The 19005-nt window shown below is 53.5% G+C and carries 15 protein-coding genes; 10 read left to right on the forward strand and 5 right to left on the reverse strand.

Features of this window, described 5'->3' with window-relative positions; all coding sequences use genetic code 11:
* Positions 1-1059, forward strand: a complete 1059-nt coding sequence (gene modC / locus ACVXHP_RS00510; protein ID WP_047025493.1) for a molybdenum ABC transporter ATP-binding protein ModC — start codon at positions 1-3, stop codon at positions 1057-1059.
* Here the strand turns inward: modC and ACVXHP_RS00515 are convergent, their stop codons facing one another.
* Positions 1060-1878, reverse strand: coding sequence for a pyridoxal phosphatase (locus tag ACVXHP_RS00515; protein ID WP_316128703.1), 819 nt, complete (start codon positions 1876-1878; stop codon positions 1060-1062).
* A 165-nt stretch (positions 1879-2043) separates the two neighbouring features.
* Here ACVXHP_RS00515 and pgl point away from each other — a divergent pair, with 165 nt between their 5' ends.
* Positions 2044-3039 carry a 6-phosphogluconolactonase gene (gene pgl / locus ACVXHP_RS00520; RefSeq protein WP_316128702.1) on the forward strand — a complete coding sequence of 332 codons (996 nt, stop codon included), beginning with the start codon at positions 2044-2046 and terminating at the stop codon, positions 3037-3039.
* A gap of 58 nt (positions 3040-3097) precedes the next feature.
* On the opposite strand, the gene ACVXHP_RS00525 is transcribed toward pgl, so the two are convergent.
* Positions 3098-4048 (reverse strand): LysR family transcriptional regulator, encoded by a 951-nt coding sequence (locus ACVXHP_RS00525; RefSeq protein WP_047025496.1) that lies wholly within the window; start codon positions 4046-4048, stop codon positions 3098-3100.
* Between the two features lie 178 nt (positions 4049-4226).
* On the opposite strand from ACVXHP_RS00525, the gene ACVXHP_RS00530 reads away from it, so the two are divergent.
* From ACVXHP_RS00530 to ACVXHP_RS00540, 3 genes are all read left to right on the forward strand, one after another.
* Positions 4227-5279 (forward strand): 4-oxalomesaconate tautomerase, encoded by a 1053-nt coding sequence (locus ACVXHP_RS00530; protein WP_316128701.1) that lies wholly within the window; start codon positions 4227-4229, stop codon positions 5277-5279.
* Positions 5280-5361: 82 nt separating this feature from the next.
* Positions 5362-6795 (forward strand): anion permease, encoded by a 1434-nt coding sequence (locus tag ACVXHP_RS00535; RefSeq protein WP_047025498.1) that lies wholly within the window; start codon positions 5362-5364, stop codon positions 6793-6795.
* Positions 6796-6858: 63 nt separating this feature from the next.
* Complete coding sequence (locus tag ACVXHP_RS00540; RefSeq protein WP_316128700.1) at positions 6859-9120, forward strand: hydratase; 2262 nt, start codon at positions 6859-6861, stop codon at positions 9118-9120.
* 95 nt (positions 9121-9215) lie between these two features.
* On the opposite strand, the gene ACVXHP_RS00545 is transcribed toward ACVXHP_RS00540, so the two are convergent.
* On the reverse strand, positions 9216-10499 hold the full coding sequence (locus ACVXHP_RS00545) for a putative acyl-CoA thioester hydrolase (RefSeq protein WP_316128699.1): 1284 nt from the start codon (positions 10497-10499) through the stop codon (positions 9216-9218).
* 224 nt (positions 10500-10723) lie between these two features.
* Here ACVXHP_RS00545 and hutI point away from each other — a divergent pair, with 224 nt between their 5' ends.
* The 5 genes from hutI to hutH all read left to right on the forward strand — a co-directional run bounded on the left by hutI (position 10724) and on the right by hutH (position 17036).
* Positions 10724-11947, forward strand: coding sequence for an imidazolonepropionase (hutI, locus tag ACVXHP_RS00550; protein WP_316128698.1), 1224 nt, complete (start codon positions 10724-10726; stop codon positions 11945-11947).
* Positions 11944-12885, forward strand: a complete 942-nt coding sequence (hutG, locus tag ACVXHP_RS00555) for a formimidoylglutamase (RefSeq protein WP_316128697.1) — start codon at positions 11944-11946, stop codon at positions 12883-12885. Before hutI ends, hutG begins: the two co-directional genes overlap by 4 nt.
* A gap of 86 nt (positions 12886-12971) precedes the next feature.
* Entirely contained in the window at positions 12972-13691 is a 720-nt protein-coding gene (locus ACVXHP_RS00560; protein WP_047025502.1) for a histidine utilization repressor, read from the forward strand.
* Positions 13692-13828: 137 nt separating this feature from the next.
* Positions 13829-15514 carry a urocanate hydratase gene (gene hutU, locus ACVXHP_RS00565; RefSeq protein ID WP_316128696.1) on the forward strand — a complete coding sequence of 562 codons (1686 nt, stop codon included), beginning with the start codon at positions 13829-13831 and terminating at the stop codon, positions 15512-15514.
* Position 15515: 1 nt separating this feature from the next.
* A complete protein-coding gene (gene hutH / locus ACVXHP_RS00570) occupies positions 15516-17036 on the forward strand; it encodes a histidine ammonia-lyase (protein WP_200007168.1) in 1521 nt (506 codons plus the stop codon).
* Between the two features lie 93 nt (positions 17037-17129).
* Here hutH and ACVXHP_RS00575 read toward each other — a convergent pair whose 3' ends face one another.
* Both ACVXHP_RS00575 and bioA read right to left on the reverse strand, forming a co-directional pair.
* The gene (locus ACVXHP_RS00575) at positions 17130-17606 is read right to left on the reverse strand and encodes a kinase inhibitor (protein ID WP_038639028.1); all 477 of its coding nucleotides are present in this window, start codon (positions 17604-17606) and stop codon (positions 17130-17132) included.
* A gap of 57 nt (positions 17607-17663) precedes the next feature.
* Positions 17664-18953: an adenosylmethionine--8-amino-7-oxononanoate transaminase gene (gene bioA / locus ACVXHP_RS00580; RefSeq protein WP_447570662.1), complete on the reverse strand. Its 1290-nt coding sequence runs from the start codon at positions 18951-18953 to the stop codon at positions 17664-17666.
* Positions 18954-19005 lie beyond the last annotated feature (52 nt).

A 19005-nucleotide genomic window follows, 5' to 3' on the forward strand; every position in this document is an offset into this window, starting at 1 on the left:
ATGCTGGAACTTAACTTCTCCCAGACGCTGGGAACCCATTGCCTGACGCTCAACGAAACGCTGCCTGCCAGTGGGATTACGGCTATTTTTGGTGTCTCCGGCGCGGGGAAAACCTCGCTGATTAACGCTATCAGCGGCCTGACACAGCCGCAGTCCGGACGTATTGTACTTAACGGTCGGGTGCTAAACGATGTCGAGAAGGGTATTTGCTTAACCCCTGAAAAGCGTCGGGTGGGCTATGTATTCCAGGATGCGCGTCTGTTTCCTCATTATAAGGTGCGCGGTAACCTGCGTTACGGGATGGCGAAAAGCATGGCCGGGCAGTTTGATAAGCTGGTGGCGCTGCTGGGCATTGAACCGCTGCTCGATCGCCTACCGGGAAGCCTTTCTGGCGGCGAAAAACAGCGCGTTGCCATTGGTCGGGCGCTGCTTACCGCGCCAGAGCTATTGCTGCTTGATGAACCGTTAGCCTCACTGGATATTCCGCGCAAACGCGAACTGTTGCCTTATCTGCAACGCCTGGCGCGCGAAATTAATATCCCGATGCTGTATGTCAGCCACTCGCTTGATGAGATTTTGCACCTGGCAGACAAAGTGATGGTGCTGGAAAACGGGCAGGTCAAAGCATTTGGTTCGCTGGAGGATGTCTGGGGGAGTAGCGTAATGCACCCCTGGTTGCCGAAAGAGCAGCAGAGCAGCATTCTGAAAGTCAGCGTGCTGGAACATCATCCTCACTATGCGATGACCGCGCTGGCGCTGGGCGATCAGCATCTGTGGGTCAACAAGCTTGAGCAGCCGCTGCAATCCGTGCTGCGCATTCGCATTCAGGCGTCTGATGTTTCGCTGGTACTCCAACCGCCGCAGCAGACCAGTATTCGTAACATACTGCGTGCGAAGGTCGCCCAGTGCTATGACGATAACGGTCAGGTGGAAGTGCAGCTTGAGGTGGGCGGGAAAACGCTGTGGGCGAGGATAAGCCCGTGGGCCAGGGATGAGCTTGGCATCAAACCTGGCCTGTGGCTATACGCGCAAATTAAGAGCGTGTCGATCACCGCCTGATTACAGCAGGTGGGTGTAGATAAACTTCGCAATGCTGTCGGTGGTGTTGTCACCAATCACGATGTTGGCGCGGGCTTTGACCGCGTCATCAGCGTTACCCATCGCCACGCCGGTGCCTGCGGCTTCCAGCATGCTGATATCGTTAAAGTTGTCGCCAAAGGCGATCACATTTTCCATTGACCCGCCCTGCGCTGCAATCCACTGGCTAAGGCGTCGCCCTTTGCTGTTACCTTTACGGGCAATGTCGACCTGATCGTGCCAGGACCATTCACACTCCAGCCCCAGTTGTTGTTCAACGTCTTTACCAAACTGCAGCAGTTTTGGAATATCCTCGTCGGTCAGGGCAAATTTCCACACGGCGTTGACGTCATGCGCGGCCTGCGCCAGCGAAGGAACCTGGGTGAAGGTTGGGCGTTGTTCCGGCGGCAGCGTTTGCGCCCAGTTAGCGGTACGCACCACATGCCCGGTCGGACGCTCATACAGCATGGCCTCGTCAACATACATCAGTCCATGAATCTGATGTTCATCCAGCATTTCGATGAGCTGCAATGCCTGGTCAACCGGAAGCGGATCGGATTCCAGTACCTTTTTTGCATGATAATCATACAAGTAAGTGCCGTTGCAGCAAATTGCAGGTGTATCCAGCGCCAGTGCCTGATAAAAAGGATGAATAGCAACGTGATGGCGACCTGTGACAATGATAAGTTGGTAGCCTGCTTCTCTGGCGCGTGAGAGCGCTTCAAGAGAGGATGGCAACAAGGTTTTTTTCGGGGTCAGCAAGGTACCGTCTAAATCCAGGGCAATCACGCGTGCGGTCATAGGTTTTTCCAGATTAAGGTTGAGAATTGTGTCTGCTGGAATGGTACACCGAGACGGGGGCCGGACAAAATTCTGAGTCTTAATTAAGCATTCACCGTTAAAAGCGTCTACCTTAGGCGTGTGTCAGGCAATTGCAGCCACCTGCCAACAAGCAAAGGAGTATTCATGAAACAAACCGTTTATACCGCCAGTCCTGAGAGTCAGCAAATCCATGTCTGGAGCCTGAATCACGACGGTTCTTTGACGCTGACCCAGGTGGTTGATGTGCCGGGTCAGGTACAGCCGATGGTCGTCAGCCCGGATAAGCGCTATCTCTATGTCGGTGTGCGCCCGGAGTTTCGTGTTCTGGCATATCGTATTGCGCCTGATGACGGTGCGCTGACCTTCGTTGCGGAGTCTGCGCTGCCGGGTAGCCCGACGCATATATCTACCGATCATCAGGGCCGTTTTGTGTTTGTCGGCTCCTATAATGCGGGCAGCGTGAGCGTCACGCGTCTGGAAGATGGGCTGCCGGTGGAACTAGTAGATGCGGTTGAAGGTCTTGACGGCTGCCACTCGGCCAACATCTCTCCGGATAACCGCATTCTGTGGGTCCCGGCGTTGAAGCAGGATCGTATCTGTCTGTTTGATGTCAGCGATGATGGCCATCTGATCGCTCAGGAGCCAGCAGAAGTGACCACCGTGGAAGGTGCGGGTCCGCGTCATATGGTGTTCCATCCGAATAAGCAATACGCCTATTGCGTGAATGAGCTGAACAGTTCTGTTGACGTCTGGGAGCTGAAAGATCCGCACGGCAAAATTGAATGCGTGCAGACGCTGGATATGATGCCTGCTGATTTCTCCGATACCCGTTGGGCGGCAGATATTCATATTACGCCAGATGGTCGTCACCTGTATGCCTGCGATCGTACCGCCAGTCTGATTACGGTGTTTAGCGTCTCAGAAGACGGAAGCGTGCTGACGAAAGAAGGCTTCCAGCCGACCGAAACGCAACCGCGCGGTTTTAATATTGACCACAGCGGTAAATACCTGATCGCCGCCGGACAAAAATCTCATCACATCGCGGTGTACGAGATCGCAGGTGCCCAAGGACTGCTGACTAAAAAAGGCCGCTATGCGGTAGGCCAGGGCCCGATGTGGGTGGTGGTTAACGCGTACTAAAAACGCGCGGGATGATAAGCGATCCGCAATCCTTTGCAGGTTGCGGATTTTTTTATGCTTATTTAAGCCGCGGTACACTTTCCTGAAGTTCGGCAACAGATTTCCAAAGACTATCTTTGTGGTCAGCCCATAAATTAAGCAGCAGGGAGAAAAAGCGTTCAGCGGGCGGTGAGAGAACCGCATCTTTTCGGCGGATAACTCCCATAGTGCGTCTGATGACCGGTTCAATCAGCGGGATCCCTATCAGCGTGGGATGCGGCGTCTGTGGCATTGCAAGTCCCGGTAACGCGGAAACGCCGAGCCCGGCCTCAACCAGCCCCAGTGACGTCGACAAATGGCGAACCTCATAGAACCAATCCAATTTCCATGGCTTATCGGCCAAATGTTGTTCAATCAGCAATCGGTTACCGCTTGAGGATCGAACGCCTATCAATTTGTAATTCAGCAATTCTTCCCACTCAACCAACTGCTTACTGGCGAGCGGATGATCGCGCCGACAGGCCAGAACAAACGGTTCATTAACCAGAGGCGTGAACTCGATAGAGGAATTTGTGATGTTGTTCATGTTTATTCCAAAATCAGCCTCGTTACACAGTACGGATTCCATACAATTATTCGTGCCTTGTTCAATAATTCGCACTTTGATGTTGGGATACCGTTCATTAAATTTGCCTATCGCTAACGGTAAAAAATAGAATACCGCGGTGGGAATACAAGACAATGTCACCATTCCGTGATGATGAGTATTTATTTCACTAATGTTAAATATAGTTTCATCTAACGCGCTGATTAATTTCCTGGCTTCAGGTAATAACATTTCCCCCGCTTTTGTTAATGTTACTTTGCGAGTTGTTCTTTCAAAGAGCTGAGTATGTAAATACTCTTCCATTTTTTTTATTCTGCGCGTTAATGCAGGTTGCGTAATATTAAGTAAGTTTGCAGCCTTGTTAAAAGAATCGGATTCTGCCAGCGTGACGAATGCCTTCATGCTCGATAGCTCGTGTTTCATTCTGACTCCGGACAATATCAGGGGGATCCCCTACCGTTGATGAATGTACCCAGTGTATCTGCTTTTTTTAAGTCTCATTAATAAAAATAAATCATTAATCTCGCAAACAAAGTCATTAGCCACCTTTTTCATGGCGTGTAACCCTATTCTTAGTGGAATAATATATGAGAGCATTGTTATGAAAAAAATACCTTGCGTTATGATGCGCGGAGGCACTTCCCGAGGCGCATTTTTATTAGCACAAGATCTCCCGGAAGACGAAAAACAGCGTGATAAAGTATTGGTTGGAATTATGGGTTCCGGTAATGCGTTAGAAATTGACGGCATTGGCGGTGGCAATCCGTTAACCAGTAAAGTAGCCATTGTTAGCCGTTCAAACGATCCTGGTGCTGATATCGATTATTTATTTGCGCAGGTGCTGGTACATGAGCAACGGGTTGATACCACGCCGAACTGTGGCAATATGCTTTCCGCCGTTGGCGCGTTTGCTATTGAAAAGGGGCTGATTGCAGCTTCCGCGCCGACCACCCGCGTGCGTATTCGCAATGTGAACACCAACACCTTTATCGAAGCTGATATCCAGACACCGCACGGTGTTGTTGAGTATGAAGGAACCGCAAGAATTGATGGTGTACCGGGAACATCCGCCCCTATTGCGCTGACGTTTCTCAATGCCGCGGGCTCGAAAACTGGACATATTTTCCCGACGGGCCAGCAGATCGATTATATCGACTCCGTTCCTGTTACCTGTATGGATATGGCGACGCCAGTGGTAATTATCCCTGCCGAATATCTGGGGAAAACCGGATATGAGTTACCGGAAAATTTGGATGCAGACAGCGAATTATTATCGCGTATTGAATCTATTCGTTTACAGGCTGGTAAGGCGATGGGGCTGGGTGATGTCAGTAATAAGGTGATCCCAAAACCCATTCTCATTTCTGCGGCGCGAAATGGCGGCGCAATTAATGTTCGTTATTTTATGCCGCACTCATGCCATAAAGCACTGGCGATTACCGGGGCGATAGCTATCGCCAGCAGTTGTGCCATTAACGGTACTGTCACGCGTCAGGTAACGGCAGGGGCACAGTATGGAAATATCACTATCGAACATCCTGGCGGCGTTCTTGATATTTATTTAACGAATGAGGGCGACGAACCTTCTACCATCCGGGCGTCGGTTATTCGTACCGCCAGAAAAATTTTCGCTGGTGACGTTTATCTTCCCTGACAGCATTGACCTCATTTTGCTGTGATTACGGAAAATCGAGAAACATTCTGTATGACCTGTACAGATTATCCAGGATTCAAAAATGAACGTTAAGTCATTATGGAAGCTAATATTAATATTAGTCATCCCCTGTATTATAGGATTTATTCCTGCGCCAGCGGGATTAAGTGAACTGGCATGGGTGCTGTTTGGTATTTATCTTGCCGCCATTGTCGGACTGGTGATCAAGCCTTTTCCTGAACCCGTCGTGTTATTAATTGCTGTTGCCGCGTCAATGGTGGTTGTCGGCAATTTAGGCCACGGGGTACTGAAAACCAGCAGTGTGTTGAGCGGCTATGCTTCCGGCACCACATGGTTGGTTTTCTCGGCGTTTACCTTAAGCGCCGCTTTTGTGACGACGGGGTTGGGCAAGCGCATTGCTTATATCCTGATCGGTAAAATAGGCAATACCACGCTTGGTCTTGGCTATGTGACCGTATTTCTTGACCTGGTATTGGCCCCGGCCACACCGTCAAATACCGCACGAGCAGGAGGAATCGTATTACCCATCATCAATAGCGTGGCGGTGGCGTTGGGTTCTGAACCAGACAAAAGCCCACGACGTGTAGGCCACTATCTGATGATGACGGTCTATATGGTGACCAAAACAACCAGCTATATGTTTTTTACCGCGATGGCAGGCAATATTCTGGCATTGAAAATGATCAATGATATCTGCCACTTGCAACTGAGTTGGGGCGGGTGGGCGCTTGCTGCGAGTTTGCCAGGCCTGGTTATGCTGCTGGCGACGCCGTTAGTCATCTATTTTATGTATCCACCTGAAATTAAAAAGGTTGATAACAAAACTATCGCCAAGGCCGGGCTTGAGGATTTGGGGCCCATGAAGGTGCGAGAAAAAATGCTGCTGGGCATTTTTGTTCTCGCGCTATTGGGATGGATCTTCAGTAAAACGCTCGGCGTTGATGAATCAACGGTGGCTATTGTCGTAATGGGTATGATGCTCTTGTTAGGTGTCGTAACTTGGGATGATGTCGTTAAAAATAAGGGTGGCTGGAATACCTTAATCTGGTACGGCGGTATTATCGGCTTAAGTTCATTATTATCAAAAGTGAAGTTTTTTGACTGGTTAGCTGAACTCTTCAAAAATAACCTCGACTTTGGCAATCATGGCAACGTTGCGTTCTTTGTTATTCTCTTTTTGAGTATTATCGTTCGTTATTTCTTTGCCTCAGGCAGCGCGTATATTGTGGCGATGATGCCGGTGTTTGCCATGCTGGCGAATGTCTCTGGCGCACCGCTGATGTTAACCGCGCTGGCATTACTCTTCTCTAACTCGTATGGCGGAATGGTCACCCATTATGGTGGCGCTGCTGGACCGGTCATTTTTGGTGTCGGATATAACGATATCAAATCGTGGTGGCTGGTTGGTGCAATGCTGACATTCTTAACGTTCCTGGTCCATATTACGCTGGGGATCTGGTGGTGGAATATGTTGATTGGCTGGAACCTGGTCTAATTAAATTACATCGTTCATTGGTTGTCTGTGCTCTGTTCAGAGCACAGCAATGTGGAGTATCTAATGATTAAACTTTATGAGAAAGGAATTTACCTCTCCGGTAATAATGAAATTATCGCTGAGGAAAACTTATCTGAACATATCTGCAAAGAAGAGGCGAAAAAAGGAACTATCGCGTGGTCGATTCTTTCTGCGCATAATACTTCCGCAGACATGAAAAAACTTAAAATTAAATTTGATTCATTGACCTCACACGATATTACTTTTGTCGGTATTATTCAGACGGCAAAAGCCTCGGGGATGGCGCGTTTTCCGCTGCCGTATGTACTGACTAACTGCCATAACTCATTGTGTGCTGTAGGCGGAACCATCAACGGCGACGATCATATGTTTGGTCTGTCAGCAGCCCAGCGTTATGGCGGTATCTTTGTACCGCCACATATTGCCGTCATCCATCAATATATGCGTGAAATGATGGCGGGTGGCGGAAAAATGATCCTCGGCTCAGACAGCCATACGCGTTATGGCGCATTAGGCACAATGGCTGTGGGAGAAGGGGGCGGGGAGCTGGTCAAACAGCTGTTAAACGATACCTGGGATATTGATTATCCCGGCGTGGTTGCTGTTTATCTGACCGGTAAGCCTGCAGCGGGCGTAGGCCCACAGGATGTCGCATTAGCGATTATCGGCGCAGTGTTTAAAAATGGCTACGTCAAAAATAAAGTCATGGAGTTTGTCGGCCCTGGCATCAGTCATCTCTCAACGGATTTCCGTAACAGTGTGGATGTGATGACCACCGAAACCACCTGCCTGAGCTCCGTCTGGCAAACGGATGACGAGACTCGCAGTTGGCTGGCATTACATGGCCGTGAACAAGATTATTGCCAGCTCACCCCGCAGCCAATGGCCTGGTATGATGGTTGTATTTATGTTGACCTGAGTGCGATTAAACCGATGATCGCGCTGCCCTTCCATCCAAGTAATGTCTATGAGATTGCTACGCTTAATGAAAATCTGACTGATATTCTGCGCGAGATCGAAATTGAATCTGCGCGTATTGCACAGGGTAAAGCCAGCCTGTCGTTGTTGGATAAAGTGGAAAATGGTCGATTAAAAGTACAGCAGGGGATCATTGCCGGATGCTCGGGCGGTAACTATGAAAACGTCATTGCTGCGGCGCAGGCATTACGCGGTCAATCCTGCGGCAGCGATGCTTTCTCGCTGGCCGTCTATCCCTCGTCACAGCCGGTGTTTATGGATTTAGCACAGAAAGGGGTCGTTGCGGATCTGCTCGGCGCAGGTGCCATCATCAGAACCGCTTTCTGCGGTCCCTGCTTCGGCGCGGGCGACACGCCAATCAACAACGGGCTTAGCATCCGCCATACCACACGTAACTTCCCTAACCGTGAAGGTTCGAAACCGGGCAATGGGCAAATGTCCGCCGTTGCGCTGATGGATGCGCGTTCGATAGCGGCGACGGCGGCCAGGGGGGGATACCTCACCGCCGCGACCGAACTGGACTGCTGGGATAAGGTGCCGGACTATGCGTTTAACCCTGCGCCTTATAAAAGCCGCGTTTATCAGGGGTATGTCAAAGGGGCCACGCAGCAGCCGTTAATTTATGGCCCCAATATCAAAGACTGGCCGGAAATGGGGGCGCTTACGCAAAATATTCTGCTGAAAGTGGCCTCAAAGATCCTTGATGACGTGACGACGACGGATGAGCTGATACCGTCCGGAGAAACCTCTTCATATCGCTCTAATCCTTTGGGACTGGCTGAATTTACGCTTTCCCGACGCGATCCCGGGTATGTGGCGAGAAGTAAAGCCACTGCCGAGCTGGAAAAAAGGCGCCTCGCAGGTGATGTTAGCGAGCTGGCGCCAGTCTTCGAACGCATCCGACAGATTGCTGGTCACGAAAATGTGCAACCGCTGGACACTGAGATTGGCAGCATGATTTATGCCGTGAAGCCTGGGGATGGTTCCGCACGCGAGCAGGCGGCAAGCTGTCAGCGAGTGATTGGCGGTTTGGCGAATATCGCCCAGGAATATGCCACTAAGCGTTACCGCTCTAATGTGATCAACTGGGGTATGTTGCCGTTACAAATGGCCGAGAAACCAACTTTTGAGGTCGGGGACTACATCTACATTCCTGGTATTTGCCACGCGTTGGATCAATGCAGTGACGCGATCAAAGCGTACGTCCTTCATGATGATGGTGCGGTGAGTGAAATCAGTTTGTATATGGAAAGTCTGACCGCAGAAGAGCGTGAAATTATTAAGGCGGGGAGTTTGATTAACTTTAACAAAGCGCGTTTGGCGTAAAGCGACCTGTAGGCCGGATGGCGGTTTTCTCCGCCCTCCGGCACATTGCCCGGTAGCGCAAATTTGCATACCGGGCCTACAGAAGGGGATGACGTTTACTGCTTAGGCTCTGCAACCACTTTGCTACCAATACCGCGGTTGTTGTATTCCCACATGCGGTTGAAGTTAGTGTCGTTCAGGTTGCGCTGGATTTCGCCTTTATCATCTTCCGCCCCGGTATTACCGGTAAAGGGATGTTTCGAGATAACACTGTCAGCCCACGGTTTCGCCATGTTAAAGCCTTCGTTAATCACGCTGTCGCGAATAACCACCTGTCCATTGGTGTTAGAATCAACATCCAGCGAGCGGCCTAGCTGCGCCACGCCATCACCACTTGCCGTGAAGCGGCTATTGATAGCCAGGAAACCGTAGTAGATGTTTGACAGGGTAGCCGGTGCAAACACGTACGCTTCCTGCTGGGTACGGGAGTTCACTACGCGGAAATCGGTGTTATCGAATACCACCGCGCCACGACCGGACACGATATCCACATCGCCTTCAATGTAGCTGTTGGTCACCAGCGTACGCGGCTGACGATCGTTTTCCAGACGGTTTTGTACGCCGCTGTTGGTTACGAAGAAGGTGTTCTGGCGACCCAGGATGTTGACCTTGTTAATCTGCACTTTATCGCCATCGGTACGCAGTGCGACTGCCGGATGGTTACCTGCATCAACGCTATCACCGAGGTTATTTTCGATGGTCAGGTTCTGCAATTGCAGACCGTTATTTTGCGTCCAAACGACCGCCGAACACATCACGCCAATATTCGTGCCGCGCTTGCTCTGGCAATTATCAAACATATACCACGCAGGTTTACCCGGCATATATTTACCGCCCGGATTCACCGTACGACGCCAGTCAGCGGTGCTCATATCACCGTCAATGGCCTGGCCAATTTTAACATCCAGCGGTTTTTCACCAGTACCGTAAAGCGTCAGGCTTCCTGTCGCTGCCGGGATATAGACCGTGCCCTGATATTCGCCCGGCATGATCGCGATGTACTGACGTTTGTTGGTACGTTTGATGATTGCCGCATCAACCGCGGCCTGAATGCTGGTATGCGTCACGCCCTGGGTGCCTGCCGGGCCAACGACAAAGTCAGGCTGCGCGGGCAAAGTAATAGCAGAGGGGCTCCACGGCGCGGTGTTTGGCGTCAGCGCGGAAAAATAGTGCGCGGCGACGAAGTTTTTCGCTTCATTGGCCGACAGAATCGGGCGCGAAGCGGTGCCTGGCGCGGTCTGATCGGAAGGAATTTGATCGGGCGGTGTAGAGCTACAGGCGGTCAGCGTCACGCCAAAAGCCATTGCCAGCGCCAGACGGGAAACTGATGATATGTTCACAGGTTGCTCCGGGCTTTGAAAGTTATCCATTGAAGCCTGCTTTTTTATACTAAGTTGAGCGAAACGGGAAGGTTAAAAGGTAAAAAGTTCTTTTTTATCGCCCTAATGCCCGGCGCGGAGAGACCTTATATCACAAATAGATAACAATTATGGTCCTTCAGGTTGACAACATCCGCGGAATCAAAAATAAATGTCTATACAACCTATGACAAGTGGTGAGTCGAATGCAGCAATTCTTCCCTGATGATGTCATCTGGCGCAATGTTCGCCTGGCGACCATGGATCCTGAACGTGATAACCCGTATGGGCTGGTGGATGGGCATGCGTTGATCGTCCGCCAGGGTAAGATTCGCGCTATCGTGCCGGAGTCTTCTTTATACCTCACGCATGACAATACCTTTGACATGCAGGGCCGGCTGGTGACGCCTGGCCTGATTGACTGCCATACCCACCTGGTATTTGGCGGGAATCGCGCAGGTGAATGGGAGCAGCGGCTTAACGGTGTTTCTTACCAGCAGATAAGCGCCCAGGGGGGCGGTATTAATGCCACCGTGTCGGCGACCCGTAGCGCCACTGATGAACAACTTCTTCATATAGCGCATCAGCGCATGGAGCGGTTGATCAAAGAAGGCGTTACGCTACTGGAAATAAAGTCTGGTTATGGTCTGGATTTGCAGACAGAAGAGAAAATTTTACGGGTCGTGGCAGCGCTGGCGGCGGAAAACACCGTCGAAATAAGCCCGACGCTGTTGGCCGCGCATGCTACCCCGGCGGAATACCGGGGCGATCCTGACGGCTATATTACGCTGGTGTGCGAGACTATTTTGCCGCAGCTGTGGGAACAAGGGCTGTTCGAGACCGTCGATCTGTTCTGCGAAAGCGTCGGTTTTACGCTGGCGCAGAGTGAGCGGGTATTTCAGGCCGCACAGGCGCTGGGCATCCCGGTCAAAGCGCATGTTGAACAACTGTCATTGCTCGGCGGCGCTCAACTGGTGAGCCGCTACCACGGTTTATCCGCCGATCATATTGAATATCTTGATGAAGCGGGCGTGGCGGCGATGAGCCAAAGCGGTACGGTTGGAGTGTTGTTGCCCGGCGCTTTCTATTTCCTCAAAGAGCAACAGCGTCCGCCGGTAGAGTTGTTACGGCAATATCAGGTACCGATGGCGGTGGCGACGGACTTCAACCCTGGCACCAGTCCGTTTATCAGTCTGCACTGGGCGATGAACATGGCTTGCGTCCAGTTTGGCTTAACGCCGGAAGAAGCGTGGGCTGGCGTCACCCGTCATGCGGCCCGGGCGCTGGGCCGTCGTGCCACTCACGGTCAATTGAAGGCCGGATTTGTGGCCGATTTTGTGGTGTGGGATGCCGAACTCCCGGTCGAGATCCTCTATGAGCCTGGGCGTAACCCGCTCTACCAACGTGTATTCAAAGGACAACCTGCATGACTAACTGGCAACCTGCTTCTCCTGCGCTATGGCAGGGGCGAGATGACCGCGCCGAGTCGCCGACTGCGCTGCGCCTGTTTCAGACCATTACTCTGAGTCCGGCGTTTTCCCCGGAAATGTACTCTGAGCAGATAGCACTGCTTGGTTTTGCCTGTGATGAAGGCGTTAAACGTAATCAGGGGCGTACGGGAGCGGCGGGAGCGCCAGACGCGCTACGTAAAGCGCTGGCGAATTTAGCCAGTCACGACGGGCATCAGCGGCTGGTGGATCTGGGAAATATTGTGGCGCAGGCCCCCGATCTTGAGGGCGCGCAGCAGGCGCTACGCAAGGCGGTACAGCGCTGTCAGCAGGAGAATATGCGTACCCTGGTACTGGGGGGAGGACACGAAACCGCGTTTGCGCATGGCGCTGGCGTGCTGGATGCGTTCCCGCAGGCAAAAGTGGGAATCATCAATTTCGACGCGCATCTCGATTTGCGTCATGCCGAACAGGCCACATCCGGTACGCCGTTTCGTCAGTTAGCGCACCTTTGCGATGAACAGCAGCGCGGATTTCACTATGCCTGTATCGGCGTCAATCGGGCGGCGAATACCCAGGCGCTGTGGGATGAAGCGCAGCGGCTCGGTGTCACCGTGGTGGAAGATTTGCACTGTGAGTCGGCACAAGCCCAGCTGGCGCAGTTTGCCTCTGGCGTGGATGTCATCTATCTGACTATCGACCTTGACGTGCTGCCGGTTTGGGAAATGCCCGCGGTGTCAGCGCCCGCCGCGCTGGGCATACCGTTGGCGACGCTGTTGGGGCTGATTGAACCCCTTTGTCGTAGCGGTAAACTGCAGGCGGTGGATATGGTTGAATTTAATCCACGCTTTGACGATGATGGCAGAGCGGCACGCGTTGCGGCGCGGTTAGGCTGGCAAATCGCGCACTGGTGGCACTGACATGCCTGAGAGCGTTACGCTTATCAGGTTCGGGTAATGCCTGTAAACTGTACCCAACTACATTTCAGCTTAAGGAAGGCACACGCATGCTCCCATCCCGTTCTGCTCCAGCCCCTTTTTACGAAAAGGTAAAACAGGAGATCAGCGAAAAAATTGCCAGCGGTATCTGGCAAGCTCACGATCGTATCCCGTCTGAGGCAGAGCTGGTGGCACAGTATGGTTTTAGCCGAATGACCATCAATCGGGCGCTGCGTGAGTTAACGGATGAGGGGTTGCTGGTACGTTTGCAGGGGGTGGGGACGTTTGTCGCCGAGCCAAAAGGTCAGTCTGCGCTGTTTGAAATTCGCAGCATTGCGGATGAAATCAACGCACGTCAGCATCAGCACCGCTGTGAGGTTCTGACGCTGGAAAGAACCCAAGCCAATGCGCAGCAGGCTTTGGTGTTAAACGTGAAAGAAGGCACCGCCATTTTTCACTCCATCATGGTGCACTACGAGAACGATTTGCCGGTACAAATTGAAGATCGCTGTGTGAATGCGGAGATTGTGCCGGAGTATCTGGCGCAGGATTACAGCCAGACCACGCCTCACGCTTACCTGTCGCTGATTGCCCCTCTAACGGAAGGGGAGCACATTGTTGAAGCGGTACGTGCCAGTGCCGAAGAGTGCGCGCTGCTGAATATCAAAGAACACGATCCCTGCTTGCTGATCCGCCGCAAAACCTGGTCCGCGTCATCCATTGTCTCTCATGCCCGTTTGTTGTTTCCGGGTTCCCGCTATCGCTTGCAAGGACGGTTTATGTCCTGATGTCGGGATATCAAAACCGTGATTGCTGACGCAATATAATAAAAATGTATCTTAATTGTTAAAATCACCCTTGCGGCAGCTTGTATAGACAAGTATATGTTACTTATTTATCCGACGTTCGCGAGGAGTTTTCTGTCATGTCCCATAGCAAATATCGTCAGCAGGATATTCGTGCCCCGCGTGGCACTACCTTAACGGCCAAAAGCTGGCTGACCGAAGCGCCGCTGCGCATGTTAATGAACAACCTGGATCCTGATGTGGCGGAAAATCCGCATGAGCTGGTGGTGTACGGCGGGATTGGCCGCGCCGCGCGTGACTGGGAATGTTACGACGCCATCGTCAATGCGCTGACGCAACTGGAGAGCGATGAGACCCTGCTGGTCCAGTCGGGTAAACCGGTCGGTGTGTTCAAAACCCATGACAATGCCCCGCGCGTACTGATTGCTAACTCCAACCTGGTTCCGCACTGGGCAACCTGGGAACATTTTAACGAGCTGGATGCTAAAGGACTGGCGATGTACGGTCAGATGACCGCCGGGAGCTGGATCTACATCGGCAGCCAGGGCATCGTGCAGGGGACGTATGAAACCTTCGTTGAGGCCGGGCGTCAGCATTATCAGGGTAACCTGAGCGGACGCTGGGTGTTAACCGCCGGGCTGGGCGGCATGGGCGGGGCGCAGCCGTTAGCCGCTACGCTGGCGGGCGCATGCTCGCTGAATATTGAATGTCAGCAAAGCCGCATTGATTTCCGTCTGCGTACCCGTTACGTGGACGAGCAGGCGACATCGCTGGACGATGCGCTGGCGCGTATCGATAAATACACCCGCGAGGGTAAAGCGGTTTCCATTGCGCTGTGCGCGAACGCCGCCGACGTTGTGCCGGAGCTGGTGAAACGTGGTGTGCGCCCGGATATGGTGACCGACCAGACCAGCGCCCACGATCCGCTGCATGGTTATCTGCCGTCCGGCTGGCGCTGGGAAGAGTACCAGGCGAAAGCGGTGTCCGATCCGCAGGGCACGGTGCTGGCGGCGAAACGCTCAATGGCAACGCATGTCGAAGCGATGCTGGCGTTTAGCAAAATGGGCGTACCGACGTTTGATTACGGCAATAACATTCGCCAGATGGCCAAAGAAATGGGCGTGGAAAACGCCTTTGATTTCCCCGGCTTTGTGCCAGCGTATATTCGACCGCTGTTCTGTCGTGGTATTGGCCCGTTCCGCTGGGTGGCGCTTTCCGGCGATCCGCAGGATATTTATAAAACCGATGCCAAAGTGAAAGAGATCGTGGCTGACGATCAACATCTGCATCACTGGCTGGATATGGCGCGTGAGCGGATTAACTTCCAGGGCTTACCGGCGCGTATCTGCTGGGTCGGCCTGGAATGGCGACAGAAGCTGGGGCTGGCGTTTAATGAAATGGTGCGCAGTGGCGAAGTGTCCGCGCCAATTGTTATTGGTCGTGACCATCTGGACTCCGGCTCCGTTGCCAGCCCGAATCGCGAAACCGAAGCCATGCGCGACGGGTCTGACGCCGTATCCGACTGGCCGCTGCTAAATGCGCTGCTTAACACCGCCAGCGGCGCGACCTGGGTGTCACTGCATCACGGTGGAGGGGTAGGAATGGGGTTCTCCCAGCATGCCGGGATGGTCATTGTTTGTGATGGCACCGATGAAGCCGCTGCGCGTATCGCCCGGGTATTGCATAACGATCCGGCTACCGGGGTGATGCGCCACGCTGACGCCGGATATGATATTGCGGTGGAATGCGCCGTCGAAGAAGGGCTGAATTTGCCGATGATTGCTGCGACGCAGGGGAAACGCTGAGATGAATACCATGACATTAACGCCGGGACAACTGAGCTTTGCACAACTCCGTGACATCTGGCAGCAACCGGTCCAACTAAGCCTTGATGCCAGTGCGATTGACGCCATTAACGCAAGCGTCGCCTGCGTCAATAACATTGTCGCTGAAGGCCGTACGGCATACGGTATTAATACCGGTTTTGGCCTGCTGGCCCAGACTCGTATCGCCACAGAAGATTTGCAGAATTTACAGCGCTCGTTGGTGCTTTCCCATGCGGCAGGCGTCGGCGAGGCGCTGGACGACGCGATGGTGCGTCTGATTATGGTGCTGAAAATCAACAGCCTGGCGCGCGGTTTTTCCGGTATTCGCCTGAGCGTGATTGAAGCGCTGATTGCGCTGGTGAATGCCGAAGTGTATCCGCTGATCCCGGCGAAAGGCTCAGTGGGGGCATCGGGTGACCTGGCGCCGCTGGCGCACATGTCTTTGACGCTGCTGGGCGAAGGGAAGGCGCGCTGGCAGGGGGAATGGCTCCCGGCGACCGAAGCGCTGAAAAAGGCCGGGCTGGAGCCGATAACGCTGGAAGCGAAAGAAGGGCTGGCGCTGCTCAACGGCACCCAGGCTTCGACGGCCTTTGCGCTGCGTGGACTCATTGAAGCTCAGGAACTGTTTGCGTCGGCGACGGTGTGCGGGGCGCTGACTACCGAAGCCGTGCTAGGCTCTCGTCGTCCGTTTGATGCGCGGATTCATGCCGCGCGAGGACAACGCGGACAGATTGACGCCGCGGCGCTGTACCGCCATGTGTTGACTGATTCCAGCGCGCTTTCGCAGTCGCATCATAACTGTGAAAAAGTGCAGGATCCGTATTCTCTGCGCTGTCAGCCGCAGGTGATGGGGGCATGTCTGACGCAAATGCGCCAGGTGATGGATGTTCTGCTGGTGGAAGCCAACGCGGTTTCCGACAACCCGTTGGTGTTTGCCGAAGAAGGCGATGTGATTTCCGGCGGCAACTTCCATGCTGAACCCGTGGCAATGGCGGCGGATAACCTGGCGCTGGCGATTGCGGAAATTGGGGCGTTATCGGAGCGACGCATTGCGTTAATGATGGATAAACACATGTCGCAACTGCCGCCTTTCCTGGTGAAAAATGGCGGAGTTAACTCCGGCTTTATGATTGCTCAAGTCACGGCTGCCGCGCTGGCGAGCGAGAACAAAGCGCTGGCGCATCCGCACAGCGTAGACAGCTTACCGACGTCCGCCAATCAGGAGGATCATGTGTCTATGGCCCCAGCGGCGGGTCGCAGGCTGTGGGAGATGGCGGCGAATACGCGCGGCGTGATTGCCGTGGAGTGGCTGGCGGCGTGTCAGGGAATCGATCTACGTGAAGGGTTAACCTCAAGTCCATTGCTGGAGCAGGCGCGCCAGGCGTTACGTGAGCAGGTTGCCCACTATACGCAGGATCGCTTTTTCGCCCCGGATATTGAGTCCGCGACCGAACTGTTAGCGCAAGGAACGTTGCTGAAATTGCTGCCTGATTTTCTCTAATACCCTGCCGGATGCGCTGTCGCTTATCCGGCCTACAAAAACAGGAAACCCGTAGGCCGGATGAGGCGAAGCCGACATCCGGCACAACAGAACTTAGCTAAACATTGCGGTAATTGAGGCGCTGGCGAGCGAGTGGAAGTGAACGTTAAAGCCAACCATCGCCCCGCTGGCGTCTTCATCGACATCAATACGCTCTACATCCAATGCATGAACCGTAAAGATATAGCGATGGGTTTCCCCCTTCGGCGGCGCTGCGCCGCCATAACCCGCTTTACCAAAATCCGTACGGGTCTGAATCACCCCATCCGGCAGTGCAACCAGCCCGGAGCCGAATCCTTGCGTGAGAACGCGGGTATCCGCAGGCAGATTTACGACTACCCAGTGCCACCAGCCGGAGCCGGTGGGCGCATCAGGATCGTAACAGGTCACGACAAAGCTTTTCGTCCCGGCGGGCACATCATCCCATGCAAGATGCGGGGAAATATTATCCCCGTCATATCCCATGCCGTTAAAGACGTGGCGATGCCCAAGCTTCTCCCCATCACGCAGATCGTTACTGATTAGTTTCATACTGACTCCTCTCGTTAGCCAAAAAGTGTAGCCAGAAACCGTAGAGCTTACCGCTGATTAATCGCTAAAAAATGTTGCATGGCGCACAGCCTCATTGACGGCCTGAGTCAGGCGGCGCAACTGCTCGGGCTGAATAATGTACGGCGGCATCAGATAGATCAGCTTGCCAAACGGTCGTACCCACACGCCCTGCTCGACAAAGAACTTCTGTAGCGCCGCCATATTTACCGCCTGGGTGGTTTCTATCACGCCGATGGCGCCGAGCACGCGTACGTCGGCGACCCAGTTAGAGTTCGCCGCCGGGGCCAGTTCTTCACGCAACTGCGCTTCAATGGCCGCAACCTGCGAACGCCACTCGCCGGTATTGAGAAGCGACAGGCTGGCGGAGGCGACGGCACAAGCCAGCGGATTGCCCATGAAGGTCGGACCGTGCATGAAGCAGCCCGCTTCGCCGTTGCTGATGGTTTCTGCGACCAGGCGGGTAGTCAGGGTCGCGGAAAGGGTCATCGTTCCGCCGGTTAACGCTTTGCCGAGGCACAAAATATCCGGCGTAATATCGGCGTGCTCACAGGCAAACAGCTTGCCGGTGCGGCCAAATCCGGTGGCAATCTCATCGGCAATCAGCAGGATGCCTTCCCGGTCGCACATCTTACGGATACGCTTTAACCACTCAGGATGGTACATGCGCATGCCGCCAGCGCCCTGCACAATTGGCTCGAGGATCACCGCCGCAATCTCGTGACGATGCGCGGCCATCAGGCGGGCAAAAGGCACCATGTCCAGTTCGTCCCACTCGCCGCCCATGCGGCTTTGCGGCGCAGGCGCAAACAGGTTTTCCGGCAGATACCCTTTCCACAGACTGTGCATTGAGTTGTCAGGATCGCAGACCGACATCGCGCCGAAGGTATCGCCGTGATAGCCGTTACGAAATGTCAGGAAACGCTGACGAGATTCCCCTTTGGCGTGCCAGTATTGCAGCGCCATTTTCATCGCCACTTCCACGGCGACCGAACCTGAATCCGCGAGAAAAACGCACTCCAGCGCTTCGGGCGTCATGTCCACCAGTTGGCGACACAGCGTGATGGCCGGGGCATGGGTAATGCCGCCAAACATCACATGCGACATGGCGTCAATCTGCGTTTTCATTGCGGTGTTCAACTGCGGATGATTGTAACCATGGATCGCCGCCCACCAGGATGACATCCCGTCAATGAGCCGCTCGCCGTTGGCTAAAATCAGTTCGCAACCTTCGGCCCGCGCCACCGGATACACCGGCAACGGGGAGGTCATGGAGGTGTAAGGGTGCCAGATATGGCGTTGGTCAAACGCAAGATCGTCCGTTGTCATAATCGACTTGTAAACCAAATTAAAAAGATTTAGGTTTACGAGTCTACACCAA

This window comes from Citrobacter freundii complex sp. 2025EL-00176 (assembly GCF_053309355.1).

What these genes read in the sequence shown, in the direction of transcription:
- modC (WP_047025493.1), top strand. Translation starts at nt 1, where the DNA reads ATGCTGGAACTTAACTTCTCCCAGACGCTGGGAACCCATTGCCTGACG.
- ACVXHP_RS00515 (WP_316128703.1), bottom strand. Translation starts at nt 1,878, where the DNA reads ATGACCGCACGCGTGATTGCCCTGGATTTAGACGGTACCTTGCTGACC.
- pgl (WP_316128702.1), top strand. Translation starts at nt 2,044, where the DNA reads ATGAAACAAACCGTTTATACCGCCAGTCCTGAGAGTCAGCAAATCCAT.
- ACVXHP_RS00525 (WP_047025496.1), bottom strand. Translation starts at nt 4,048, where the DNA reads ATGAAACACGAGCTATCGAGCATGAAGGCATTCGTCACGCTGGCAGAA.
- ACVXHP_RS00530 (WP_316128701.1), top strand. Translation starts at nt 4,227, where the DNA reads ATGAAAAAAATACCTTGCGTTATGATGCGCGGAGGCACTTCCCGAGGC.
- ACVXHP_RS00535 (WP_047025498.1), top strand. Translation starts at nt 5,362, where the DNA reads ATGAACGTTAAGTCATTATGGAAGCTAATATTAATATTAGTCATCCCC.
- ACVXHP_RS00540 (WP_316128700.1), top strand. Translation starts at nt 6,859, where the DNA reads ATGATTAAACTTTATGAGAAAGGAATTTACCTCTCCGGTAATAATGAA.
- hutI (WP_316128698.1), top strand. Translation starts at nt 10,724, where the DNA reads ATGCAGCAATTCTTCCCTGATGATGTCATCTGGCGCAATGTTCGCCTG.
- hutG (WP_316128697.1), top strand. Translation starts at nt 11,944, where the DNA reads ATGACTAACTGGCAACCTGCTTCTCCTGCGCTATGGCAGGGGCGAGAT.
- ACVXHP_RS00560 (WP_047025502.1), top strand. Translation starts at nt 12,972, where the DNA reads ATGCTCCCATCCCGTTCTGCTCCAGCCCCTTTTTACGAAAAGGTAAAA.
- hutU (WP_316128696.1), top strand. Translation starts at nt 13,829, where the DNA reads ATGTCCCATAGCAAATATCGTCAGCAGGATATTCGTGCCCCGCGTGGC.
- hutH (WP_200007168.1), top strand. Translation starts at nt 15,516, where the DNA reads ATGAATACCATGACATTAACGCCGGGACAACTGAGCTTTGCACAACTC.
- ACVXHP_RS00575 (WP_038639028.1), bottom strand. Translation starts at nt 17,606, where the DNA reads ATGAAACTAATCAGTAACGATCTGCGTGATGGGGAGAAGCTTGGGCAT.
- bioA (WP_447570662.1), bottom strand. Translation starts at nt 18,953, where the DNA reads ATGACAACGGACGATCTTGCGTTTGACCAACGCCATATCTGGCACCCT.